At 68.0% G+C, this 23,289-nt stretch carries 18 protein-coding genes; 10 read left to right on the forward strand and 8 right to left on the reverse strand.

Annotation, left to right across the window (positions count from 1 at the left end; translation table 11 throughout):
* Nucleotides 1-56: 56 nt before the first annotated feature.
* Nucleotides 57-2,498 carry a DNA topoisomerase IV subunit A gene (locus tag RQG82_RS00160; protein ID WP_311257131.1) on the reverse strand — a complete coding sequence of 814 codons (2,442 nt, stop codon included), beginning with the start codon at nucleotides 2,496-2,498 and terminating at the stop codon, nucleotides 57-59.
* Nucleotides 2,499-2,557: 59 nt separating this feature from the next.
* Here RQG82_RS00160 and RQG82_RS00165 point away from each other — a divergent pair, with 59 nt between their 5' ends.
* On the forward strand, nucleotides 2,558-3,679 hold the full coding sequence (locus tag RQG82_RS00165) for an alkaline phosphatase family protein (protein WP_311257132.1): 1,122 nt from the start codon (nucleotides 2,558-2,560) through the stop codon (nucleotides 3,677-3,679).
* A gap of 29 nt (nucleotides 3,680-3,708) precedes the next feature.
* Here RQG82_RS00165 and sepH read toward each other — a convergent pair whose 3' ends face one another.
* A complete protein-coding gene (gene sepH / locus RQG82_RS00170; protein WP_311257133.1) occupies nucleotides 3,709-4,743 on the reverse strand; it encodes a septation protein SepH in 1,035 nt (344 codons plus the stop codon).
* A 196-nt stretch (nucleotides 4,744-4,939) separates the two neighbouring features.
* Here sepH and RQG82_RS00175 point away from each other — a divergent pair, with 196 nt between their 5' ends.
* The gene (locus RQG82_RS00175) at nucleotides 4,940-5,233 is read left to right on the forward strand and encodes a DUF4193 domain-containing protein (protein ID WP_042540214.1); all 294 of its coding nucleotides are present in this window, start codon (nucleotides 4,940-4,942) and stop codon (nucleotides 5,231-5,233) included.
* Nucleotides 5,234-5,302: 69 nt separating this feature from the next.
* Here RQG82_RS00175 and RQG82_RS00180 read toward each other — a convergent pair whose 3' ends face one another.
* Nucleotides 5,303-5,767: a DUF3093 family protein gene (locus RQG82_RS00180; RefSeq protein WP_311257134.1), complete on the reverse strand. Its 465-nt coding sequence runs from the start codon at nucleotides 5,765-5,767 to the stop codon at nucleotides 5,303-5,305.
* 12 nt (nucleotides 5,768-5,779) lie between these two features.
* Here RQG82_RS00180 and dut point away from each other — a divergent pair, with 12 nt between their 5' ends.
* The 5 genes from dut to dxs all read left to right on the forward strand — a co-directional run bounded on the left by dut (nucleotide 5,780) and on the right by dxs (nucleotide 12,667).
* On the forward strand, nucleotides 5,780-6,253 hold the full coding sequence (gene dut / locus RQG82_RS00185) for a dUTP diphosphatase (protein WP_311257135.1): 474 nt from the start codon (nucleotides 5,780-5,782) through the stop codon (nucleotides 6,251-6,253).
* Nucleotides 6,246-6,833, forward strand: coding sequence for a DUF3710 domain-containing protein (locus RQG82_RS00190; RefSeq protein ID WP_311257136.1), 588 nt, complete (start codon nucleotides 6,246-6,248; stop codon nucleotides 6,831-6,833). Before dut ends, RQG82_RS00190 begins: the two co-directional genes overlap by 8 nt.
* Nucleotides 6,830-7,564 (forward strand): DUF3159 domain-containing protein, encoded by a 735-nt coding sequence (locus RQG82_RS00195; RefSeq protein WP_311257137.1) that lies wholly within the window; start codon nucleotides 6,830-6,832, stop codon nucleotides 7,562-7,564. The genes RQG82_RS00190 and RQG82_RS00195 overlap by 4 nt, the downstream gene beginning before the upstream one ends.
* A gap of 153 nt (nucleotides 7,565-7,717) precedes the next feature.
* Complete coding sequence (locus RQG82_RS00200; protein ID WP_311257138.1) at nucleotides 7,718-10,555, forward strand: aconitate hydratase; 2,838 nt, start codon at nucleotides 7,718-7,720, stop codon at nucleotides 10,553-10,555.
* A gap of 171 nt (nucleotides 10,556-10,726) precedes the next feature.
* Entirely contained in the window at nucleotides 10,727-12,667 is a 1,941-nt protein-coding gene (dxs, locus tag RQG82_RS00205; protein ID WP_311257139.1) for a 1-deoxy-D-xylulose-5-phosphate synthase, read from the forward strand.
* A 55-nt stretch (nucleotides 12,668-12,722) separates the two neighbouring features.
* On the opposite strand, the gene RQG82_RS00210 is transcribed toward dxs, so the two are convergent.
* The 3 genes from RQG82_RS00210 to RQG82_RS00220 form a co-directional block, all read right to left on the reverse strand.
* Nucleotides 12,723-13,418, reverse strand: coding sequence for an SPFH domain-containing protein (locus RQG82_RS00210; protein WP_311257140.1), 696 nt, complete (start codon nucleotides 13,416-13,418; stop codon nucleotides 12,723-12,725).
* A gap of 141 nt (nucleotides 13,419-13,559) precedes the next feature.
* Nucleotides 13,560-15,011 carry a glycerol-3-phosphate dehydrogenase/oxidase gene (locus RQG82_RS00215; protein WP_311257141.1) on the reverse strand — a complete coding sequence of 484 codons (1,452 nt, stop codon included), beginning with the start codon at nucleotides 15,009-15,011 and terminating at the stop codon, nucleotides 13,560-13,562.
* Nucleotides 15,008-15,616 carry a helix-turn-helix domain-containing protein gene (locus tag RQG82_RS00220; RefSeq protein ID WP_311257142.1) on the reverse strand — a complete coding sequence of 203 codons (609 nt, stop codon included), beginning with the start codon at nucleotides 15,614-15,616 and terminating at the stop codon, nucleotides 15,008-15,010. The genes RQG82_RS00215 and RQG82_RS00220 overlap by 4 nt, the downstream gene beginning before the upstream one ends.
* 20 nt (nucleotides 15,617-15,636) lie before the next feature.
* On the opposite strand from RQG82_RS00220, the gene RQG82_RS00225 reads away from it, so the two are divergent.
* The 3 genes from RQG82_RS00225 to RQG82_RS00235 are packed head-to-tail and all read left to right on the forward strand — an operon-like array spanning nucleotide 15,637 to nucleotide 19,821.
* On the forward strand, nucleotides 15,637-17,259 hold the full coding sequence (locus tag RQG82_RS00225) for an FAD-binding oxidoreductase (protein WP_311257143.1): 1,623 nt from the start codon (nucleotides 15,637-15,639) through the stop codon (nucleotides 17,257-17,259).
* A 1-nt stretch (nucleotide 17,260) separates the two neighbouring features.
* Entirely contained in the window at nucleotides 17,261-18,172 is a 912-nt protein-coding gene (locus RQG82_RS00230; RefSeq protein ID WP_311257144.1) for a YegS/Rv2252/BmrU family lipid kinase, read from the forward strand.
* Nucleotides 18,169-19,821 carry a GMC family oxidoreductase gene (locus RQG82_RS00235; RefSeq protein ID WP_311257145.1) on the forward strand — a complete coding sequence of 551 codons (1,653 nt, stop codon included), beginning with the start codon at nucleotides 18,169-18,171 and terminating at the stop codon, nucleotides 19,819-19,821. The genes RQG82_RS00230 and RQG82_RS00235 overlap by 4 nt, the downstream gene beginning before the upstream one ends.
* Before the next feature lie 47 nt (nucleotides 19,822-19,868).
* On the opposite strand, the gene RQG82_RS00240 is transcribed toward RQG82_RS00235, so the two are convergent.
* Together RQG82_RS00240 and RQG82_RS00245 are read right to left on the reverse strand one after the other, a co-directional pair.
* The gene (locus RQG82_RS00240) at nucleotides 19,869-22,028 is read right to left on the reverse strand and encodes a 3-hydroxyacyl-CoA dehydrogenase NAD-binding domain-containing protein (RefSeq protein ID WP_311257146.1); all 2,160 of its coding nucleotides are present in this window, start codon (nucleotides 22,026-22,028) and stop codon (nucleotides 19,869-19,871) included.
* A 5-nt stretch (nucleotides 22,029-22,033) separates the two neighbouring features.
* On the reverse strand, nucleotides 22,034-23,239 hold the full coding sequence (locus RQG82_RS00245; protein ID WP_311257147.1) for a thiolase family protein: 1,206 nt from the start codon (nucleotides 23,237-23,239) through the stop codon (nucleotides 22,034-22,036).
* Between the last annotated feature and the right edge of the window lie 50 nt (nucleotides 23,240-23,289).

Consider the following 23,289-nt stretch of genomic DNA (forward strand, 5'->3'; position numbering starts at 1 on the left):
GACCGTCGGCCCTCACACCAGGTGCCGCCGAGGGGCGGTCGGACCGTCGCGAGCGCTCAGACCAGAGTGCGACCGATGCTCCCGATCACGCCGTCGATCGGCTGACCCGATGCATCGCGTCGGGCGCCGGCCTCGGGGAGCTTGCGCACCGCACCCGTCGGATCGACCGCCTGTGCGGGGCTCGGCCCGACCCAGGCGACCGTGAGACGGTCCTCGCCCTTCAGGAACGAGTGCGCGCGCACTCCGCCGGTCGCTCGACCCTTCGAGGGGTACTCGGCGAAGGGCGTCACCTTGGCGCGGCCCGGTTCGGTGCCGGGCAGGCTGCTGTCGGATCCCGAGACTGTGGCGACGACGGCATCGGCATCCGGCGTGACCGCGCCGAAGAACAGCACCGATGAACCGGCGCCGAGCTTGATTCCCGCCATACCGCCTGCGGGCGCGCCCTGCGGGCGGACAGTCGAGGCGGAGAACCGCAGCAGCTGGGCGTCGGTCGTCACGAACACGAGATCGGCGTCGTCCTGAGCTTCCACGGCCCCGACGACGGTGTCACCGGGCTTCATGCCGATGACCTCCAGATCGGGACGCACGGGCAGCGTCGACGGCACGATGCGCTTGACCGTTCCCTGCGCCGTGCCCAGGGCGATCGGGACGTCGCTGTCGAAGCGCACGAAACCGAGGATCCGCTCTCCGCGGATGGTGATGCCGAGATAGTCGCGCAGCGGAGCACCCGCCGCGAGCTGCACGGACGACGACGGCACGGACGGCAGATCCACAGGGGAGAAACGCAGCACGCGCCCCTCAGTGGTCAGCGCGCCGATCTCTGCGCGAACCGTCGTGTCGACCGTCGTCAGGATCGCGTCGTGCTTGCTTCGCCGCGCCGGAAGCGTCAGCTCCTGGCCCTCGGCGAGATCCACCCGCACGGCACGACCTGTCGTCGACAGCACGAGCACGGTCGGAGCGTCGGCGATCTGCAGGTCGACCGCGCCCTTCGCGGCACGCGGCTTCGGGGGTGCGGCGTTCATCAGCAGTGTGCGGCGAGGAGTGCCGTATGCATCAGCCGCGGCATCCAGCTCCTCGGCGACGACTGCTCGCAGCAGCACGTCGCTTCCGAGCAGCTCGCGCAGCCTGGCGATCTCGGCGAGCAACGCGTCGCGCTCGGTCTCGAGCTCGATGCGCGAGAACTTCGTCAGGCGCCGCAGACGCAGCTCGAGGATGTACTCGGCCTGCAGCTCGCTGAGGTCGAACACCGAGCGCAGTCGTGCGCGCGCCTGCTCGGAGTCGTCGGACGAGCGGATGACCTGGATGACCTCGTCGATGTCGAGGATCGCGATGAGCAGGCCCTCGACGAGGTGCAGGCGCTCTTCTCGGCGTGCGAGGCGGTATCGACTGCGACGGGTGATGACCTCGAGTCGGTGCGCGACATAGACGCGCAGCATCTCCTTGAGCCCGAGTGTGCGCGGCTGCCCGTCGACCAGGGCGACGTTGTTGATGCTGAAGGAGTCTTCGAGCGGGGTGAGTCGATAGAGCTGCTCGAGCACGGCGTTGGGGTCGAAGCCGGTCTTGATGCCGATCGCGACGCGCAGCCCGTGGTTGCGGTCGGTGAGATCGGTGACGTCGCTGATGCCCTGCAGCTTCTTCGACTGCACGGCATCGCGGATCTTCTCGATCAGTCGCTCGGGGCCGACCATGTAGGGCAGCTCCGACACGATGATGCCGGTGCGCCGAGGCCCGAGGGGCTCGACCGACACCTTGCCGCGCACCTTCAAGGCGCCGCGTCCGGTGGCGTACGCGTCTTTGACGCCGTCGAGACCCATCAGGATGCCGCCCGAGGGGAAGTCGGGGCCGGGCACGAACTCCATGAGCTCTTCGGTCGTGGCGTCGGGGTTCTCGAGAAGGTGGGTGGCGGCGGCGACGACCTCGATCAGGTTGTGCGGTGCCATGTTGGTCGCCATACCGACGGCGATGCCGCTCGCGCCGTTGACCAGGAGGTTCGGGAAGGCCGCAGGGAGCACGGAGGGCTGCTGGAACTGACCGTCGTAGTTCGGGATGAAGTCGACGACGTCCTCGTCGAGGTTCTCTGTGAGAGCCATCGCGGGGGAGGCCAGCCGCGCCTCGGTGTATCGGGCGGCTGCGGGCCCGTCGTCGAGCGAACCGAAGTTGCCGTGGCCGTCGATCAGCGGCACACGCAGAGCCCATTCCTGGGCGAGGCGCACGAGGGCGTCGTAGATCGCCGAGTCGCCGTGCGGGTGCAGCTTTCCCATGACCTCGCCCACGACGCGGGCGCTCTTGACATGACCGCGGTCGGGGCGCAGCCCCATCTCGGCCATCTGATAAAGGATGCGACGCTGCACGGGCTTCAGTCCGTCACGAGCGTCAGGCAGAGCCCGCGAGTAGATCACCGAATAGGCGTACTCGAGGAATGAACCCTGCATCTCTGTTTCGAGATCGATGTCCTGGATTCGCTCGGGGGCGAGCTCGGCAGGCGGGGTCTTCGGCATGGGCATCCTGAATGGTGCAAGGCTGAGGGCGTACGGGAGCCTGTGTCAGACTGGCTCGGATGTCCCTCATTCTACCGTCCGAGTCGCTCGCAGCCCGCAGCGTCGTCGGGGTGGCGGACGACGTGTTCGCCGCTCTGCGCGGCGAATCCGCGAGCCTGCCGCGAGCCGAATCCGTCGTACTCGTGCTCATCGACGGGCTCGGCGCCATCAGCCTGCGCGCCCATGCCGGTCATGCCAGAGCGCTCACGTCGGGGATGGCGAAGAAGGACGTCGCCCACTCGGTCTTCCCATCGACCACCGCTGCGGCCCTGACGAGCATCCTCACCGGGGTGTGGCCGGGGCAGCATGGCCTGGTCGGCTATCGGGTTCTCGATCCCGCGCGGGGCATCCTGGTCAACCAGCTCACCGGCTGGGAGTCGGAAGGACTGGATCCGGCGACCTGGCAGGCCGCCCCGACCGTCTTCGAGCGTGCCCGCGCGGAGGGGCGTCCGACCTATGCGGTGGGCGTCGCGGCCTACGCGGCGAGCGGGTTCACCCGAGCCACGCTGCGCGGAGCCGACTTCGTCGCCGCCCAGACACCCGAAGAGCGTGTCCAGGTGGCCTACGACCTCGCCGAGCGCCACCCGGGCTCGCTGATCTACTGCTACCTTCCCGAGGCCGACAAGGCCGGGCACAGATACGGCCTCGACTCGGTGCAATGGGTGTCGGCGCTCGAAGAGATCGACGCCGCGCTCTCGCGACGTGTGCCGCCGGGCGTGGGAGTCCTCGTGACGTCGGATCACGGCATGCTCGACGTGCCGGCACACCGGCAGATCGTGCTCGAGGCCGAGCATCTCGTCGGGGTGCGGCACATCGGCGGAGAACCGAGGATGCTGCACGTCTACGTCGAACCGGATGCCGACGTGACGGTCGTCGCCGAGCGGTGGAGTCGCGATCTCGACGGCCTCGCCGACGTAGGCACTCGCGAGCAGGCGATCGCATCCGGGTTCTTCGGCCCTGAGGTGACCCAGGCCGCGTCGTCGCGGATCGGCGACGTGCTCGTCGTGGCCAAGGGCAATGGGGCTGTCTACGACGGCACTGCAGCAGATCAGCGCAGCCGAGGGATGATCGGTCAGCACGGTGGTCTGACCCCGGAAGAGCGTCAGGTTCCGCTGCTCAGGTTGGGTGCCTTCGCCCGCTGAACGTCGGCACACGCGCCCCTGGGGACGCCCTATTCGTCGGTGCGTGCTCCGAACACGATCTCGTCCCACGACGGCATCGCATTGCGGCGCTTGCGGCGTCCGTTGCCCTCGTTCGACGGCTCGGGGGTGACCTCAGGCTCGTCTTCGCTGGGCTGGACGTTCTCGAAGGCATCGAACAGCGCGATCGGGTTCTGATCCGTGTCGCCGTCCTCTGCATGGTCGAGGATCGGTGCGGTCTCGCGCTGACCGCGCCGACGTCGCAGCGCCTCGAGCAGGTCGGCGGTCTCGGGGCTCGTCGTCGCCGACTCCGGTGCGCGCTTGATGGCGGCATCCTGCACCGCGGCTGTCGAGCGCTCGGGGGCGATGATGTCGTCGACATCGGCCTCGGGAGCCGGGAGCAGTCGGGGGCCGAACGCGCCGGAGTCGAAGCGGCTGTCGTCCTTGTAGGGCGACGCCTGCCGTTCGGCCTCGACAGCGCGCAGACGCGGGATCAGGCCGTCGGGCAGTGAGCCCTGGCGTGAGAGCTGGGTGGCGTCAGCGTTGAGGGGCGCCAATGCACTGCGTCGGGGATCGAAGCTCCAGCGAGCGTCGTGCTCGACCTCGTTGGCGGTGAACTCGAGCTTGATGATCCAGCCGGTGTCGTCCTTCCAGCTCGCCCAGCGCTCGGCTGAGGCCTCGACCTCTGCGAGCTTGACGCGGATCGCGGTGCCGAAAGTGGGCTGAGCGTCGGGCTCGACGTCGCTGCCGATCAGCACCGGCACGGCGAGGGCCTGACCGATGACGTGCTCGCGCTCGGCGAGGACGGGTCCTTCGAAGCGGATGACGTCGTCGACGCTGATGCCGAGCAGTGCGGCGACCTCGGGTGCCGTGAGGCCGGCGCGGATCTGAGCCTGGATGTCGCGCGGACTCGCGGCGAGTCGCTGAGTCGTCGGCTCGCTCTGTCGCGTCGCGCGCCGGATCTCGCGGTGCAGGACGTCGTCGATGGGCAGCGCGAACCGCTCGCCCGACTCGGTCGCGAGTACGAGCAGTCCTGCTTCTGTGCCGACGATGGTGACGTTTTCCATGCGAATGCCCCTCTGATGGGTGTGCGTTCATGGTGTCACGCGGGGCCGCTCACAACCGGGAATACTCTGGGCGTGCCGTGAGTTTGGTCTGTCGCAGCCGCGGGCATTTGCTTATTCCTCCGCGGTCATGCAAACTATGGCCGCCGATTACCCCGACGGCGCACCACCCACTCGCATGAAAGTGGAGATTCACCACATGGCAACCGACTACGACGCTCCCCGCAAGAGTGAAGACGACTCCGAGTCGATCGAAGCCCTCAAGGAGCGTGTGCCGGACAAGCTCTCCGGCTCGTCGGGAGACGAAGACGCGGACAACCCGTCCAGCTTCGATCTTCCTGGAGCCGATCTTTCCGACCTTGAACTTGATGTCGTCGTGCTGCCCGCGCAGCAAGACGAGTTCACCTGCATGAACTGCTTCCTCGTGAAGCACCGTTCGCAGCTCGATCACGAGGGGGCTTCCGGCCCCATCTGCAAGGAGTGCGCCGCCTGAGCGCACCAGAGAACAAGATCTCACGCGCCCCCGACCTCACGGTCAGGGGCGCGTCGTCTTGTGGTCCGGTCAGCGCTGGGCTGCGACGATCGCCGCGGCCAGCCGATCGGGAGTGCGGGTCGAGATGGTCCAGGCGTCCACAGGGTCATCAGGGTCGTCGTTCGGAACGACCACGACGCCGTCGACCCCACCGCGGATGAGATGCCAGCCTCGTGCCGGCAGGCCGGGGCCCCGCGCCTGACGAGCCTCTTCGGCGCTCAGTGCTCTGGGCGCGCCGAGGTGCCGGACCTCTATGTGCGCTCGGCCGGCGCGAAGCACGTCGCCGTCGACCGACACGACCGGGGCGAGGGCGATGAAGGCGACCACCAGCACAGCCGAGACGGCGGCTCCGACGATCAGGGCGACGGTCGAGCCGATGGGCACGAAGATGAGCGCCACCATAGGGCCCGCCAGAGCGACCGTCACCAGCAGCCACAGGCTGGGGGACAGTCTCTCGCGGTAGCGGGTCCGCGCGTCAGGAGCGATGTTCTGCATTAGCCTCGGGGGGTGACTGAATCCGTTGATGTCCCCATTATCGCCTCTGTCGTGCCCGGCTACGCCCACCCCGGCGATGCCGGAGCCGATCTGGTGGCGGCCGAGGCCGTTCATCTGGCCCCGGGGGAGCGGGCGCTCGTCGCGACCGGTGTGCGCATCGCGCTGCCCGAGGGATACGCGGCGTTCGTCGTTCCCCGCAGCGGCCTCGCGGCCAAGCACGGGATCTCGATCGTGAACTCGCCGGGGACGGTGGATGCCGGATACCGCGGTGAGATCAAGGTGAGTCTGATCAACACCGACATCCACACGGCGTACGATGTGGCGGTCGGCGATCGCATCGCGCAGCTGATCGTGATGCCCGTGACGCGTGCCACCTTCATCCCGGTCGAGGAGCTGCCAGACAGCGTCCGCGGCGAGGGTGGCTTCGGCTCGACCGGCTACCAGGCAGGACTCCATTCATCTTCGGCAGGACAGATCAATGACTGACAACAACGCGACTCCTTCGAAGTCGGCACCGGGCGACCGAGCGACGCAGGGCCCCTTCGACGACTCCGAGGCGAACCCGGTGCGTCCGTACATCGACCTCGGCGGCATCAAGATCCTTCCGCGCGAGGGACTGAACCTCCGCCTCGAGGTCGAGGAGCAGTCCAAGCGCATCGTCGCCGTCGGGCTCGACTACGCCGACTCCTCCCTCCAGGTGCAGCCGTTCGCCGCACCCCGGTCCGGTGGACTGTGGGACGAGACCCGCGTGCAGCTGCGCGATCAGGTCCGCACCCAGGGTGGGCGGGTCGAGGAGCGCGAGGGGCCGCTCGGCAAAGAGCTGCTCGCCGAGGTCCCCGCGGCTGCCAATGAGGGCTCCGAGCTGCGGCTCGCCCGGTTCATCGGCATCGACGGTCCTCGGTGGTTCCTCCGTGGCGTCATCGGCGGAGCTGCGGCATCGGATCTCGAGGCCGCAGCCAAGGTCGAGGACCTCTTCCGGTCGATCGTCGTGGTCCGCGGTGGAGCTCCGATGCCTCCGCGCGACCTGATCCCCCTGAAGATGCCCGCGACTCCCGGCTCCGCGTGACCAGCCCGGCGCCCGAGCCCGAGCGCGAGCAGAGCGCATCCGACATCGTCGGGGCCGCCCTCGGCGGTGCTGCTCGCCGCGCCGGTCTCGACCCGTCCGAGAGCGACGCGACGCACAAGGTCGTGTGGTCCGCGATGGGCGGATGGCGCGGCATCCTGGAATCGGTGCTGCCCAGCCTCGCGTTCGTCATCCTCTTCACGATCCGTCCTGAACCCCTGATCCTGCCTCTGGGAGTGTCGGTGGGACTCGCAGCGGTGTTCACCATCGTCAGACTGCTGCAGAAGTCCCCGCCCTCGGCTGCCATCGGTGGCCTCGTCGCCGCGGCGGCTGCCGCCGCGCTCGCGCTCTGGACGGGGCGAGGCGAGGACAACTTCGTCCCTGGACTCATCACCAACGCCGTCTACGGCACCGGCATGCTCGTGTCGGCCCTGATCGGCTGGTCGCTGATCGGTCTCGCCGTCGGCTTCCTGATGGGGGAGGGCACCGCCTGGAGGCGCGACCGTCGCAAGCGTCGCGCATTCCTGTGGCTCGGCATCGCCTGGGCTGCGCTGTTCTTCGCACGTCTCGCGGTGCAGCTGCCGCTGTACCTGGCCGGGGATGTCACAGCTCTCGGCACACTGAAGCTCATCATGGGGTTGCCACTGTTCGCGCCGCTGATCGCCGTCACCTGGCTCGTCGTGCGCGCCCTGTATCCGCGAACCCCGGATGCCGGAACAGCGGAGCGGTCGTGATAGATTTATCTTGACATCAAGATAAATTGCAGGCTTTCGCCCGGAGGCCGAGCAGAGCAGACTGGTTAGGTCTGCCTTGCTAGCCGCAGGGGCTCGCTGGCGAGCAAGATGGAGGCGCCTGTCGCTCCCATCCGAATAGAAGGAGACGGAATCGTGTCCACGGTGAACAGCTTCGGTGCCAAGAGCACCCTGACAGTCGGCAGCACCGACTACGAGATCTTCCGCATCGACACGGTGCCCGGTTTCGACAAGCTCCCTTTCAGTCTCAAGGTCCTCCTCGAGAACCTGCTTCGCACCGAGGACGGCGCGAACGTGACGAAGGCGCAGATCGAGGCTCTGGGTTCGTGGGATGCCGCGGCAGACCCGAGCACCGAGATCCAGTTCACGCCGGCCCGCGTGGTCATGCAGGACTTCACCGGTGTTCCCTGCATCGTCGACCTCGCCACCATGCGTGAGGCCGTCACGGCACTGGGTGGCGACGCGAACAAGATCAACCCGCTCTCGCCTGCCGAGATGGTCATCGACCACTCGGTGATCGCTGACCTCTTCGGCTCGGAGAACGCTCTCGAGCGCAACGTCGAGATCGAGTACGAGCGCAACGGCGAGCGCTATCAGTTCCTGCGCTGGGGCCAGACGGCCTTCAGCGACTTCAAGGTCGTCCCCCCGGGGACCGGCATCGTGCACCAGGTGAACATCGAGCACCTGGCAAAGGTCATCTACGACCGCGACGTCGACGGCGTGCTGCGTGCATACCCCGACACCTGCGTGGGCACCGACTCGCACACCACCATGGTCAACGGCCTGGGCGTGCTCGGCTGGGGCGTCGGCGGCATCGAGGCCGAGGCCGCGATGCTCGGCCAGCCCGTGTCGATGCTCATCCCGCGCGTCGTCGGCTTCAAGCTCTCGGGCGAGATCCCGGCAGGTGTCACGGCGACCGACGTCGTCCTCACGATCACCGACCTGCTGCGCAAGCACGGCGTCGTCGGCAAGTTCGTGGAGTTCTACGGCGAGGGCGTCGCCTCCGTGCCGCTCGCGAACCGCGCCACCATCGGCAACATGTCGCCCGAGTTCGGTTCGACCGCGGCGATCTTCCCGATCGACGACGTCACCCTCGACTACCTGCGCCTGACCGGTCGCAGCGAAGAGGCCGTCGCGCTGGTCGAGGCCTACGCCAAGGAGCAGAAGCTCTGGCACGACGCCTCGCAGGAGCCCGTCTTCAGCGAGTACCTCGAGCTCGACCTCGGCACTGTCGTGCCGTCGATCGCCGGCCCGAAGCGCCCGCAGGACCGCATCCTCCTCTCGGAGGCCAAGTCGCAGTTCGAGCAGGACATCCTCGCGTACGCCTCGGCATCGACCTCGGACTCCGTCGTCGATCTCGAGTCGAAGCACTCCTTCCCGGCATCCGACCCCGGTTCGGTCCCCGGCGAGGAGGAGCCCACCACGACTCGCCCCGTGCACATCAACAGCGGCGCTCCGGCGCACGCGTCGAAGCCCGTGCCGGTCACCACTCCGTCCGGCGAGAAGTACATCCTCGACAACGGCGCGGTCACCCTCGCGGCGATCACCTCGTGCACCAACACCTCGAACCCCTCGGTGATGATCGCCGCAGGTCTGGTCGCCCGCAAGGCGCTCGAGAAGGGGCTCAAGCAGAAGCCGTGGGTCAAGACCACCCTCGGCCCTGGCTCCAAGGTCGTCACCGACTACTACGAGAAGTCCGGTCTCGACAAGGACCTCGAGGGCCTCGGCTTCTACACCGTCGGCTACGGCTGCACCATCTGCATCGGCAACTCGGGCCCGCTGATCGAAGAGGTCTCCGCGGCCATCAACGATCACGACCTCGCCGTGACCGCGGTGCTCTCGGGAAACCGCAACTTCGAGGGACGCATCAGCCCCGACGTGAAGATGAACTACCTCGCCAGCCCGCCGCTGGTGATCGCCTACGCGCTGGCAGGGTCGATGCACTTCGACTTCGAGAACGACGCGCTCGGCAAGGGAACCGATGGCGAAGACGTCTTCCTGAGGGACATCTGGCCGACCCCGGCCGAGGTCCAGGAACTCGTCGACTCGTCTATCTCGCGTGAGCAGTTCATCAAGCAGTACTCGACCGTCTTCGACGGTGACGAGCGCTGGCGCAGCCTGCCCACCCCGGACGACGACATCTTCCAGTGGGACGAGAACTCGACGTACGTGCGCAAGGCGCCGTACTTCGACGGCATGACGATGGAGCTCACCCCGGTGCGCGACATCGAGGGCGCACGGGTCATGGCGACCCTGGGTGACTCGGTCACGACCGACCACATCTCGCCCGCCGGCAACATCAAGCCCGGCACTCCTGCGGCGCAGTACCTCACCGAGCACGGCGTCGACCGCAAGGACTTCAACTCCTTCGGATCGCGTCGTGGCAACCACGAGGTCATGATCCGCGGAACGTTCGCGAACATCCGCCTGAAGAACGTCATGGTCTCGGCCGTCAACGACGGCCAGGTCGTCGAGGGTGGCTTCACCCGTGACTTCACGAAGCCCGGCGGACCGCAGTCGTACATCTACGACGCGAGCATGAACTACCAGGAGCAGGGCACGCCCCTCGTCATCTTCGGTGGCAAGGAGTACGGCTCGGGTTCGTCGCGCGACTGGGCGGCCAAGGGCACGAGCCTGCTCGGCGTCAAGGCCGTCATCACCGAGAGCTTCGAGCGCATCCACCGCTCGAACCTGATCGGCATGGGCGTCGTCCCGCTGCAGTTCCCCGCCGGTGAGAGCTGGGAGTCGCTGGGTCTCGACGGCACCGAGGTCGTCTCGATCACGGGTCTCGAAGAGCTCAACAACGGTGTGACGCCGAAGACGGTCCGCGTGACTGCGACGCCGACCGAGAATTCGCCCGAGGGCAAGCAGGTCGTGGAGTTCGACGCGGTCGTCCGCATCGACACCCCCGGTGAGGCGGACTACTACCGCAACGGCGGAATCCTGCAGTACGTGCTGCGCTCGCTGGTCTGATCACAGCGAAGAGAGGGGCCCGGTTCTTCGGAACCGGGCCCTTTCGCGTGTGCGGGGGTTCGTGTCAAGGGGCGAGGCGTTCTCCGAGCTTTCACGGATGGCCGCGGTAGGATCGATCAGGCTTTCGAACCGGAATCGAATGCCGCCAATGGTGCCTAAGAGGAGGTGCAGATGCCCATTCTTCCGAGCATCTCAGGACCCCGTGATCTCGACTCCCTCTCTGAGGAGCAGCTCATCGAACTCGCCGGCGAGGTCCGCGAGTTCCTCGTCGAGAACGTCTCTCGTACCGGCGGCCATCTGGGCCCCAATCTCGGAGTCGTCGAGCTGACGATCGCTCTGCACCGGACCTTCTCGTCGCCCGACGATCCCTTCATCTTCGACACCGGCCACCAGTCCTACGTGCACAAGCTGCTCACGGGGCGCCAGGACTTCTCGTCTCTCCGCGTCCGCGGTGGACTCGCGGGCTATCCCCAGCGTGGCGAGAGCGTGCACGACGTGGTCGAGTCCTCCCACGCCTCGAGCTCTCTCAGCTGGGCCGACGGTGTGTCGCGTGCACTGACCGCGACCGGTCGCGGCGATCGTCACGTGGTCGCGGTGGTCGGCGACGGCGCGCTGACGGGCGGCATGACGTGGGAGGCGCTCAACAACATCTCCGACGACAACGACCGCAACCTGGTGATCGTCGTCAACGACAACGGGCGGTCCTACGCTCCGACTATCGGCGGGATGTCGCGGTACCTGAACCGGGTGCGAACCGCCGCGGCCTACAAGGAGCTGCACCACAAGTCGGATCGGCTCTTTCGAGCGTTCGGGCCCGTCGGCCGGGCGGTCTTCCGAGGCGTGCGAGGCGGCACCCACGGATTCCTGTCGCGATTCACGAACAACGAGGCGCTGTACTCCAATCTCGACATCAAGTACCTCGGCCCCGTCGACGGCCACGACCTTCCGGCGCTCCTCGAGACCCTCGAGCTCGCGAAGTCCTATGGCGCACCGGTCATCGTGCACGCCATCACCGAGAAGGGGCGCGGATACCAGCCCGCCCGCGACGACGAGGCCGATCAGTTCCACGCCGTCGGGCGCATCGATCCGACCACGGGCGAGACGCTCTCGTCGGGCGGCACCGGCTGGACCGACGTCTTCTCCGACGCCCTGGTCTCGGTCGGCGAGCGTCGCGACGACGTCATCGCCATGACGGCCGCGATGCTGCGTCCCACCGGACTTGCTCCGTTCGCCGAGCGCTTCCCCGACCGCGTGTACGACGTGGGCATCGCTGAGCAGCATGCTGTGGCCTCTGCCGCAGGTCTCGCGTTCGGCGGGCTGCACCCGGTCGTGGCCCTGTACGCGACCTTCATGGGGCGCGCGTTCGACCAGGTGCTCATGGACGTCGCGCTGCATCGCGCCGGTGTCACCTTCGTTCTCGATCGTGCGGGTGTCACCGGACCCGACGGCCCCAGTCACCACGGCATGTGGGACCTCGCGATGCTGCAGATCGTCCCGCACATCCGCATCGCGGCGCCGCGAGACGGTGCGCGCCTGACGGAGGCTCTCGACGAGGCCGTCCTCGTCGACGACGCCCCCACGGTCATCCGCTTCCCCAAGGGCGACGTCTCGCCCGAGCTGCCCGCGATCGAGCGCCTGCACGACGGCGTCGACGTGCTGGCGCGAGGAGAGTCGGAGGACGTCCTGCTGGTGGCCATCGGACCGTTCGCGGCTCTCGCGATGGATGTCGCCGAGCGGCTTCGAGCGCAGGGCATCGGCGCGACGGTGATCGACCCGCGATGGGCGATCCCCGTGCAGCCCTCGATCGTGAGCATGGCCGCGCGGCATCGCCTCGTGATCACCATCGAAGACGGCATCCGAGTCGGTGGTATCGGCACTCGCGTTCGTCAGGTGCTTCGCGAGGCCGGCATCGACACGGCCGTCGACGAGCTCGGGCTGCCCGATGAATTCATCGATCACGCGTCGCGGGACCAGATCCTTGCGGACGCCGGCCTCACCGCGTCGAAGATCGCGCAGGACGTCGTCTCTCAGGTGCTCGGAACGCGAATCCCCGTCGCACGGGATGCCGGCGCGAGCGGGACGATCGACCTGCCGCTCCACGAGCGCAGCTGAGCGCCGTCTCGGGCCGCACGTCGGCCCCTGACCGGGGACGCAGCGAACCGGACGATCAGTTCAGTGCGTGGAGGGCGGCGACCGCCTGGGCTCCGCGATCGGAGTCGCGGAGCGCGGTCGAGAGCAGGTAGCCGTCGGTCAGGGCATCGCCGGTGACCATGACGCGCACCAGCTCGACTCCGCACGCGCGGCGCACGTCTTCGGCGCTGGCCGCGATCACGCGGGTGTTGATCTCGTCATTGTGCGGCAGCTCCGCGCCGTCGAGCCCTCTGATGACGTCTCGCAGCGCCGCGCCTACGATGTTCGAGGCGCGTTCGTTGACGTTGACGACGTCGAGCTCGAAGACCCGCAGATCTCGTCCGGTCGGGATCGGACGCCACTCGAACGACGCATGCACGCGGTGCTGATGGCCGTTCGCTCCCGTCATCTCTCGCGCGGGCAGATCGGTGGCGCGGCAGCGCACATCGATGAGCCGGTACCAGTAGAAGAGCGGGAAAGCGCCGTGGGATCCCGGGTCGAGCACGACGACCTCGCCGACCGCTCCGCCGCGGGTCGTGGGACGACGCTGCGGGCGGTTGCGGATGATCGGTTTGCCGTTGCGCGTGCGGATCGCCGCCCACCCCTCGTCGACCGTGACGATGAAGATCTTCAACAGCGCCGGCACGACAAGCAGGATCGTGAGGATCGCCGTGCCGGTCCTGAAGAGGCCCGACATTCCCTTGCCGCCCAGCATCGAGAGGAGCATGTCCATGCCACCACTGTGCCTCCTCGAGCGCACGCGGATCGCCATCTTCGAGGTGCACGCGAAGGTGTTCATGCGCTGTTCCGCGCTCGTTACCCGGCCTGCCGCAAGGTGGATACGGTGCGCGCGGGCTGCGGCGGCGGGGCCTCGTCAGGAGAGCGCGGAGAGTATCTCGGCGACCGCGGATTCGATGGATGCCCGCTGTCGTTCCCGATCCTTGTCGACGAGTCCGACACGCGTGCGTCGATCGAGCACGTCGTCGGCGGTCATCGCGCCCTCGGCGCGTACAGCGAACTCGATGATGGCGCGCGACACGCCTTCGCGGTCCACGCTGTCGCCGGGGGGAACGGCGGCGGCCGTGTCGGTGAGCCGCAGCGACGCCGTGCGGCTGGGCCCCGCGTCGAGTCCTGCCGTCTCCACGGCCAGATCGACCGCGTCCTCCGCCATCCGCCGGTAGGTGGTCAGCTTACCGCCGAGCACGTTGACGAAGCCCTTCTCGGAGACGGCGACGAGATGACGACGGGAGATGTCCGCCGTCGAGGTCGCGCCGGTGTCTACCAGGGGGCGCAGCCCTGCGAATGAGCCCCGGACCTGACCTCTGGTGATGGGCGCGGACAGCACCCGGTTGAGGTTCGCGAGCAGGAACTCGATGTCGCCCTCCGTCGCCACAGGCACGCGTGGCACGGGCCCGGGAGCGTCCTCGTCGGTGAGCCCGACTATCACCCGTCCGTGCTGCTGAGGCAAAGCGAACACGTAGCGGCTGATCGAACCCTCGTGCGGAATCGTCAGCGCGGCCGAGGGGTCGCCGAGATCGGCGGCATCGAGCACGATGTGGGTCCCACGGCTGGGTCGCACCGTGATCGACTCGTCGAGGCTGCCGGCCCAGACGCCGCTGGCATTGATGACCGCCCGCGCGCGGACATCCAGGCGCTCGCCCGTCAGCACGTCCTGCGCTGTCGCGCCGTCGCGGCGCAGCTCGAGCGCGCGCAGCCGTGTGAGGATGCGAGCCCCGTGACTCGCCGCGGTCCTGGCGACCGTCACGACCAGGCGAGCGTCGTCTACGAGCTGACCGTCGTACGAGAGCATCCCGCCCCGCAGCCCCGCGTGGGAGAGCGAAGGAACGAGGCGCTGAGCCGTTCGAGCCGAGACGAGGCGAGGCGGCGGCAGGAACCGGCGCGGCGTGTGGGCTCGTATGCGCAGCAGATCTCCCATCGCCATCCCGATCGTCCCGGCTGCGCGCTGGCGCGCCGTCACCCCGGTCGTGAAGGGCAGGAGTTGGCCGAGCGGACGGATGAGGTGAGGTGCGATCCGCGTCATCAGCAGGTGGCGCTCGACAGCGCTCTCCTTGGCGGTGGCCACATCTCCGGTGGCGAGGTAGCGAAGTCCGCCATGCACGAGCTTCGAGCTGAACCGACTGGTGCCGAACGCGAGGTCCTCGGCCTCGAGAAGAGTGACGCTCAGACCCCGGGCGGCTGCATCGAGCGCTACGCCGACGCCCGTGATGCCGCCGCCGATCACGAGGACATCGACCGTCTCGTCGCTGGCTCGACGGAGTTCTGCGGCCCGACGCGCGACGTTGAGGTCGGGGGAGTGAGAGGTCATGGCCGGAGCAGCCCGTCGAGTGCGGCTCGCAACTCGCGCTCCCACGAATCCTCGGAGAGGAGCTCCGAGACCGTCCCGTGCGAGAGCACCGCAGACTGGGCGATGAGCAGCAGCATGACGGCGATCTCATCCGAATCACCCGGGCGAACTGATCCGCCACGCTGCGCAGCGCCGATCGCCGCGGCCAGCCAGCCCAGGATCAGCCGCTGGCTCGATCCCACCCGCTGCAGTGTGTATCGGGTGAATGCTTCGGGCTCTTCCGCGAGAAGTCGCCCGTACACCGCATCGGCGCGGAAGAGCGCGGAGAAGCGCAGGACGTCGTCGACGAGCTCGTGTCGTGTGGATGCATGAGTCGGGAACTGCTCGAGGATCACTGCGACTCTGCGCAGCAGCGCCGCGCGCACGACATCGTCGGCATCGCTCCAACTGCGGTAGATGGTGGGCCGGCTGTGACCGGCACGCCGAGCGAGCTCTGCGATCGTCACGCCGTGCACACCTCGGCGGCTGATCAGCTCATCTGCGGCGTCGAGGATGCGCGATTGGGTGGGGTCCCAGAGGGGCGCTCGGTGGCCCGAAGCGTCGGCAACTGCTTGACGTTCTTCCATGATGTGTCACACTGTAACGCATGAGTCGAGAGAACGGCAGGGTCGCCGTGCGGTCGGAGATGCGCTGGAACGGGTGGGGCGATCCCGCTCGGGCATCGGAACTGCCGCGCGCGGTGCGGATGCTTCTGCCGCTGCTGCTCGGACGCCTGCAGAAGCCCGCGCAGGCGGCCGACCTCGCCGAGGTGCAACTCGAGCCGTCGTCACTTCTCGAGGACGATCTGCAGGAGTTCGCGGCAGTGGTCGGGGCCGAGCACGTCGACACGGCGGACGAGTCGCGGATCCGCCATGCGGGTGGTCGCTCGACACCGGATCTGCTCAGACGACGGAGGCGGGAACAGGCCTCTCCGGATGCCGTCGTGTTGCCAGGGAGCCACGACGAGGTCGTGGCGCTGCTGCGCGTGTGCGCCGACCGGGGGATCGCGGTGGTCCCGTTCGGCGGCGGCACGAGCGTGGTCGGTGCTCTCGATCCCGAGCGAGGCGCGCATCGCGCGGTCATCAGCCTGGATCTGCGGCGGCTCTCGGGCCTCATCCGTCTCGATGAGGTGAGCGGCGAGGCCGTCATCGCCGCCGGGACCACCGGTCCGGAGGCTGAGACGCTGCTGGCCGCTCGTGGCTTCGAGCTCGGTCATTACCCGCAGAGCTTCCGGTACGCCACGATCGGCGGGTTCGCCGCTGCGCGCTCCTCGGGGCAGAATTCGGCAGGGCATGGACGATTCGACTCCATGGTCACCGGGCTCAGTGTCGCGACCCCGACCGGCGACATCGAGCTCGGTCGATCACCCGGCTCCGCTGCGGGGCCCGATCTCATCAGGGTCTTCCTCGGTTCGGAGGGCATCTTCGGGGTGATCACCGAGGTGCGTGTCCGCGTCCATCCTGTGCCACGAGAACGCGTCCTCGAGGCGTGGAGCTTCGCAGACTTCTCGCACGGCGTCGAGGGGCTGCGGCACGTGGCACAGAACGGCGGCGGCCCCACCGTCATCCGTCTCTCCGACGAGGCCGAGACTGCCGTCAGCCTCGCCCAGGTGGGCCGGATCGGGAAGGCCCTCGCGAAAGGTGCGAGCATCGTCACCGTGTACGAGGGCGACGGCATCGCCGAGCGTCGAGCGCGCACCTCCGGGATGCTGAGGGCTGCGGGCGGAGTGTCATCCGGAGAGGGCGGTGCGGAGGGATGGCTCGACGGCCGCTTCGACGGCCCCTATCTGCGCGATTCCCTGCTCGATGCGGGGGTGTTCTGCGAAACGTTGGAGACTGCGACGACCTGGTCGAACCTGCATCACCTCAGAGCCGAGATCACGGTCGCTCTTCGCGGAGGATTCGCGGATGCGGGCGCCAGATCATATGTGATGTGCCACGTCTCGCACGTGTATCCCACCGGAGCCTCGCTGTACTTCACGGTGCTCGCGAATCTCCGATCCGACCGTCTGGAGGCGTGGGCGGCGATCAAGCGACGCGTGAACGATTCGATCATCTCGGCGGGTGGCACCATCAGCCATCACCATGCCGTCGGTCGTGATCATGCCCCATGGCTCGAGCAGGAGATAGGTGAGACAGGGGTGCGGATCCTGGCGGCCATCAAGCGCGAGCTGGACCCGACGTGGATCCTCAACCCGGGGGCGGTCATCACGTCGGAACGGTCAGGCTGACGTGGCTGAGCACATCGCGGTGCTGTCGAACCCGTTCGCCGGCAAGGGGCGCGGAGCCCACGAGGCCGACGCCGCGCTCGCCCATCTGCGCGCCCGAGGCGTGGCCGTGCGGGTGTACACGGGAGAGTCGGCTGCGTCCAGTCGGATCCTGGTGGCACAGGCGCTGAATGCGGGCCCGCGGATGCTCGTCGTCGTCGGAGGCGACGGCACGCTCTCGGGCATTCTCGACCCGGTGTGCGAGGCCGGCATCCCCGTCGTCCTGGTGCCGGCAGGCACGGGGAACGACCTCGCTCGAGCCCTGGGTCTGCCCCGCCGCGACCCGGTCGCCGCGGTCGAGCTCGCACTGACCGGCGTGCCGCGCGCGATCGACGTCGGCGAGGTCCGCGCCGCGGGGCGCATCGACTCCTTCCTGACGATCGCCGCCCTCGGATTCGACGCGAAGGTCAGCGATCGCACCAACCGGCTGCGCTGGCCGCACGGCGTGCTGCGCTACTACCTCGCGCTGGTCGTCGAGCTCGTGCGTCTCCGGCCGATGGAATTCACGGTGTCGGTCGACGGTGAGGCGCCCGTCGAGGCGCCGGGAACGCTCGTCGCGGTGGGCAACACCGAGAGCTACGGAGGGGGCATGCCTCTGTGCGTCGGCGCCGCTGCCGACGACGGGCTGCTCGATATCGTGCAGGTCGCGCCGCTGACACGGCTCCGGTTGCTGCGCCTGTTTCCCTTGCTCCTGCGCGGAGCACATCTGACGAGACCTGAGGTGACCCGACGTCAGGCTCGTTCCGTGACGGTGAGCGCCCCGGGACTCGTCGTCTACGCCGACGGAGAGCGGATCGCCGAGAACGAGTGCACCATCGGAATCCGCCGGTCGGCTCTGACGATCCTCGTGCCCGCAGCTCCGGGGATTCAGCGATGAACGAAGCCTCGCCCGACCCGCGACGCAGTGCCGCCTTCGACGAGGAGGTCGTCATCATCGGCTCGGGATTCGGCGGCTCGGTGGCGGCATTGCGGCTGGCGGAGAAGGGTTATCGCGTCCGCGTGTACGAGGCGGGTCGTCGCTTCGAGGACCAGGACTTCCCGAAGACCAACTGGAACGTCCGCCGCTATCTGTGGGCGCCGAGGCTCGGATGCTTCGGCATCCAGCGCATCCATCGCCTGCCGCACGTGATGATCCTCGCCGGAGCAGGGGTGGGCGGGGGCTCTCTCAACTACGCCAACACCCTGTATCAGCCCAGCGGTGCGTTCTTCGACGATCCGCAATGGAGTGCTCTCGCGGACTGGGAGTCCGACCTCGCGCCGCACTATGCGACGGCGAAGCGGATGCTCGGGGTGGTCGAGCGGTATCCGCACACCGGCCCGGTCGAGCGCATCATGGCAGGGGCAGCCGACGACCTCGGCGTGGGCAGCACATTCCGGCACGCACCGGTCGGGGTCTGGTTCGGAAAGCCTGGAGAGCGCACGCCCGACCCCTTCTTCGGTGGGGAAGGCCCGGACCGCACAGGCTGCACGCTCTGCGGAAACTGCATGGTCGGATGCCGCGTCGGCGCCAAGAACACTCTGATGAAGAACTATCTCGCCCTGGCGGAGAAGCGCGGCGTCGTCATCGAGTCGTTGCGCACCGTCACCGAGGTGCGCGAACTCCCCGGTGGCGGCTTCGCGGTGACGACGGAGCGAAGCGGGGCATGGTTCCGCAGCGAGCGCCGCACCGTCAGCGCACGCCAGGTGGTGCTGGCTGCGGGGACCTGGGGCACGCAGCAGCTGCTGCATCGGATGAAACATGCCGGGGCCCTTCCTCGGGTGTCCGATGCTGTCGGCCGCCTCACCAGGACCAACTCGGAGGCTCTCGACGGTGCAGTCGCCGTCGAGGTCCCGGCGTCCCTCGAACTCGCGCGCGGAGTCGCGATCACGACATCTTTCCACATCGATGCGAACACGCACGTCGAGAATGTGCGGTACGGGCCGGGATCGAACCTCATGGGAGCGCTCGCGTCGGTCATGGTGCCCGGCGACCGCCGACTCGGACGACGACTGGCGAGCCTGATGAGCCAGTTCTTGCGCGCGCCGATCCGTCAGCTGCGTCTGGGCTCGCTTCGACGCTGGAGCGAGCGCGGCATCATCGCGCTCGTGATGCAGACGGTCGACAACTCACTCTCGCTCTCGCTTCGGCGGCGGTTCGGGCGACTGGTGATGACCAGTGCGCAAGGCCACGGCCAACCGAACCCCAGTCACCTGCCGCAGGCGCATCGCGCGGCCGCGGCGATCGCCGCGCGGGTCGAGAAAGAAGGCGGAGTCCCGGCCGCGGCCCGAGGTTCGTGGCCCGAGGTCTTCGGCATCCCGCTGACCGCTCACTTCCTCGGAGGCGCCGTGATCTCGGCGACCCCCGAGACCGGCGTGGTCGATCTCTACCATCGGGTGTGGGGCCATCCGGGGCTGCACGTGGTCGACGGAGCCGCGGTGCCGGCGAACCCCGGGGTGAACCCGTCGTTGACGATCACCGCGCTCGCTGAGCGAGCGCTGTCGCACTGGCCCCGCTCCGGTGAGGCCGACCAGCGCCCGACGCTGTAGACACGACGGAGGGGGCCGCCTCATGGCGACCCCCTCGGGTGTTCAGATCAGCGGTTCTCGATGCCGCGGATCTGCGGGGTGTGGAAATCTCCGCCGAACGCCCGCTGCGAAGCGCCCTCCCGGTCGAGGTACGGCGATGCGCCGCCATCGATGAACGGCCAGCCGGCACCGAGGATGAGGCACAGATCTATGTCCTCGACCTCGGGCACGACGCCCTCGTCGAGCATCAGCTTGATCTCGCTCGCGAGGCCGTCCTGCACGCGCTGCAGGATCGTCTCCGCCGATGCCGGTGTCTTGCCGACGGCCGGCTTCAGCAGCTTCTCGGCCGGCTTCGTCCAGCCGGTGACGCGACCACCCTTGTCCTTCTCGACGACCGCATCGAGCTCTGCGAGAGCGTGGAAGTTCTCGTTGGCATAGAAGCGGTCGGGGAATGCGTGCGCCATCGTGTCCTGCACGTGAGCTGCGACCTTCCATCCGACCAGGTCGATCAGCTGGAACGGACCCATCGGCAGGCCGAGCGGTGCGAAGGCCTTCTCGACATCCGTGATCGGCGTGCCCTCGTAGACCGCTCGCGTGGCTTCTCCCATGACCTTCGCCAGCAGACGATTCACCACGAATCCGGGTGCGTCAGCCGTGAGCACCGCGTTCTTGCCGAGGTTCTTGGCGACGACGAAAGCGGTCGACAGAGCGGCCTCGGAGGTGCCGGGCGTCTTCACGATCTCGATCAGCGGCATCACCGCGACCGGGTTGAAGAAGTGGAATCCGACGAGGCGCTCGGGGTGAGCGAGCTTCGCGCCGATCTCCTCGACGGACAGTGACGAGGTGTTGGTCGCGAGGATCGCGTCTTCTGCGATGACCTTCTCGATCTCGCCGAACACCTGCTGCTTGACGCCGACCTCTTCGAACACGGCCTCGATGACGAAGTCGCAGTCGGCGTAGAGGCTCTTGTCGGTGGTGCCGGTCACGAGCGCGCGGAGCTTGTTGGCGGAGTCCGCGTCGAGGCGACCCTTCGCCTCGAGCTTGCCGATCTCCTCGTGGATGTAGGCGACGCCCTTGTCGACGCGCGCCTGATCGAGGTCGGTGATCAGCACGGGCACCTGCAGCTTGCGCACGAACAGCAGCGCGAACTGGCTGGCCATCAGGCCGGCGCCGATGATGCCGACCTTGGTGACCTTCTTGGCCAGCGCCTTGTCGGGGGCACCGACCGGGCGCTTCGCGCGCTTCTGCACGAGATCGAAGGCATACATCGAAGCGGCGAACTGATCACCCGTGACGAGATCGGCCAGGGCCTCGTCTTCTCGGGCGAAACCCTCGGCCTTCGTTCCGCTCTTCGCCTTGTCGAGCAGGTCGAGAGCGGCGTACGGAGACCTCGGCACGGTGCCGATCTTCGACTCGAGCATGCCTCTGGCCATCTTGATGGCGATCGGCCACTTGGTGAGTCGCTCGATCTTGCCGGGCTCGTTCTTGCGCTCGACCTTCTTGCCTCCGAGCACTGCGTCCGCCCAGGCGAGCGAGTTCTCGAGGTAGTTGGCCGCGGGGAAGATCGCATCGACGATTCCCAGATCGAACGCCTGCTGCGGCTTCAGCATCCGGTTCTGCTTGAGCGGGTTCGAGATGACGACCTCGAGGGCGTTCTCGATTCCGATCAGGTTGGGCAGGAGGTACGCGCCACCCCATCCGGGGATGATCCCGAGGAACACCTCGGGGAGCGCGATCGCCGCGGCGGACGCGTCGACCGTGCGGTAGCTGGAGTTCAGCGCTATCTCGAGACCACCACCGAGCGCGAGGCCGTTCACGAAGGCGAACGACGGGACTCCGAGCTCACCGAGCTTGCCGAGCACCTTGTGACCGAGCTGGGCGATCAGTCGCGCGTTGTCACGCGAGCCGACCTTGCTGATGTCGGAGAGGTCGGCGCCCGCGGCGAGGATGTACTGCTTGCCGGTGATGCCGACCGCCTGGATCTCGCCGGCCGCCGCACGTGCGGCGAGTCCGTCGAGTGTCTCGCCGAGGGCGGTGAGGGTGGCAGGCCCCAGGGTGTTCGGGCGGTTGTGGTCGCGTCCGTTGTCGAGGGTGATCAGCGCGAGCACCTTGCCCGATGCGAGACGGATGTCGCGCACGGGGGAGTGCGTGATCACCTCGCCGTCGGTGAGAGCCTGGATGGGGGAGAAATCGACGTTCGCGTACTGCTCGGAAATCGAGTTGGCCATCGGGCTTACTTCCTCTTCTTGCCGTCGTAGTGCGGGTTCTCCCAGATGACGGAGCCGCCCTGTCCGAGACCGACGCACATGGCCGTCAGGCCGTAACGCACGTCGGGGCGCTCGGCGAACTGCGCCGCGAGCTGGATCATCAGACGCACACCGGATGCCGCGAGCGGGTGACCGAGTGCGATGGCGCCGCCCCACTGGTTGACGCGGGCGTCGTCGTCGGCGATGCCGAAGTGGTCGAGCAGCGAGATGACCTGAATCGCGAAGGCCTCGTTCAGCTCGAACAGCCCGATGTCGGCGATCGTCAGTCCGGCCTTCTTCAGGGCCTTCTCGGTCGAGGGAATCGGCCCGATTCCCATGATCTCCGGCTGAACGCCGGCGAAGGCGAACGAGACCATGCGCATCTTCGGCGCGAGGCCGAACTCCTTCACGGCTCCGCCGCCCGCGAGCAGCGACATCGTCGCGCCGTCGGTCAGCGGCGACGAGGTTCCCGCCGTCACCCGACCGTGAGGACGGAAGGGCGTCTTGAGAGCCGCGAGGTCGTCCATCGTGGTCTGTGGACGACGACCCTCGTCCTCAGTGGCGAGCCCCCAGGCACCGTCGGCGCCCTTGGTCGCGACCGACACGAGATCGGGCTGGATCTTTCCGGCGTCGTACGCAGCCTGCACCTTGTGCTGGCTGAGCATGCCGAACCGGTCGGAGCGCTCCTTGGTGAGGTGCGGGAAGCGGTCGAAGATGCGCTCGGCCGTGACACCCATGTTCAGGGCGCCGGGGTCGACCATGCGCTCCGAGACGAAGCGAGGGTTGGGGTCGGCGTTGCCGCCGATGGGGTGGTGGCCCATGTGCTCGACACCGCCGGCGAGAGCGAAGTCGTACATGCCGACGCCGATCGACGCGCCCATGGTCGTGACGCTGGTCATCGCGCCGGCGCACATGCGCTCGACGGCAAGCCCCGGCACCGTCTGCGGAAGCCCCGCGAGGATCGCCACGGAGCGGCCGAGGGTCAGTCCCTGGTCTCCGGTCTGGCTGGTCGCGGCGATGGCGACGTCGTCGATGCGGTCAGCGGGGACCGCTGCGTTCCGCTCCATGAGGCCGATGGTCGCCTTGACGGCGAGGTCATCAGCGCGGGTGTTCCAGTACATGCCTTTTTCGCCGGCGCGCCCGAAGGGGGTGCGCACTCCATCGACGAAGAAGACGTCCGATATTTCGGCCACTCTGCCTCCAAGTTTGTGCGGTGGCCTCAGTCTATGGAGGGCCGGAAACG

The organism is Microbacterium sp. WCS2018Hpa-9 (assembly GCF_031843745.1).
In the GTDB taxonomy this organism is placed as follows: Bacteria; Actinomycetota; Actinomycetes; order Actinomycetales; family Microbacteriaceae; genus Microbacterium.

Bases quoted from the DNA above. Each gene is read 5' to 3' on its own strand.
- RQG82_RS00210 (WP_311257140.1), bottom strand. From the start codon at position 13,418: ATGGACATGCTCCTCTCGATGCTGGGCGGCAAGGGAATGTCGGGCCTC.
- dxs (WP_311257139.1), top strand. From the start codon at position 10,727: ATGCCCATTCTTCCGAGCATCTCAGGACCCCGTGATCTCGACTCCCTC.
- RQG82_RS00165 (WP_311257132.1), top strand. From the start codon at position 2,558: ATGTCCCTCATTCTACCGTCCGAGTCGCTCGCAGCCCGCAGCGTCGTC.
- RQG82_RS00225 (WP_311257143.1), top strand. From the start codon at position 15,637: ATGAGTCGAGAGAACGGCAGGGTCGCCGTGCGGTCGGAGATGCGCTGG.
- RQG82_RS00180 (WP_311257134.1), bottom strand. From the start codon at position 5,767: ATGCAGAACATCGCTCCTGACGCGCGGACCCGCTACCGCGAGAGACTG.
- RQG82_RS00215 (WP_311257141.1), bottom strand. From the start codon at position 15,011: ATGACCTCTCACTCCCCCGACCTCAACGTCGCGCGTCGGGCCGCAGAA.
- RQG82_RS00190 (WP_311257136.1), top strand. From the start codon at position 6,246: ATGACTGACAACAACGCGACTCCTTCGAAGTCGGCACCGGGCGACCGA.
- sepH (WP_311257133.1), bottom strand. From the start codon at position 4,743: ATGGAAAACGTCACCATCGTCGGCACAGAAGCAGGACTGCTCGTACTC.
- RQG82_RS00235 (WP_311257145.1), top strand. From the start codon at position 18,169: ATGAACGAAGCCTCGCCCGACCCGCGACGCAGTGCCGCCTTCGACGAG.
- RQG82_RS00175 (WP_042540214.1), top strand. From the start codon at position 4,940: ATGGCAACCGACTACGACGCTCCCCGCAAGAGTGAAGACGACTCCGAG.
- RQG82_RS00220 (WP_311257142.1), bottom strand. From the start codon at position 15,616: ATGGAAGAACGTCAAGCAGTTGCCGACGCTTCGGGCCACCGAGCGCCC.
- RQG82_RS00160 (WP_311257131.1), bottom strand. From the start codon at position 2,498: ATGCCGAAGACCCCGCCTGCCGAGCTCGCCCCCGAGCGAATCCAGGAC.
- RQG82_RS00240 (WP_311257146.1), bottom strand. From the start codon at position 22,028: ATGGCCAACTCGATTTCCGAGCAGTACGCGAACGTCGATTTCTCCCCC.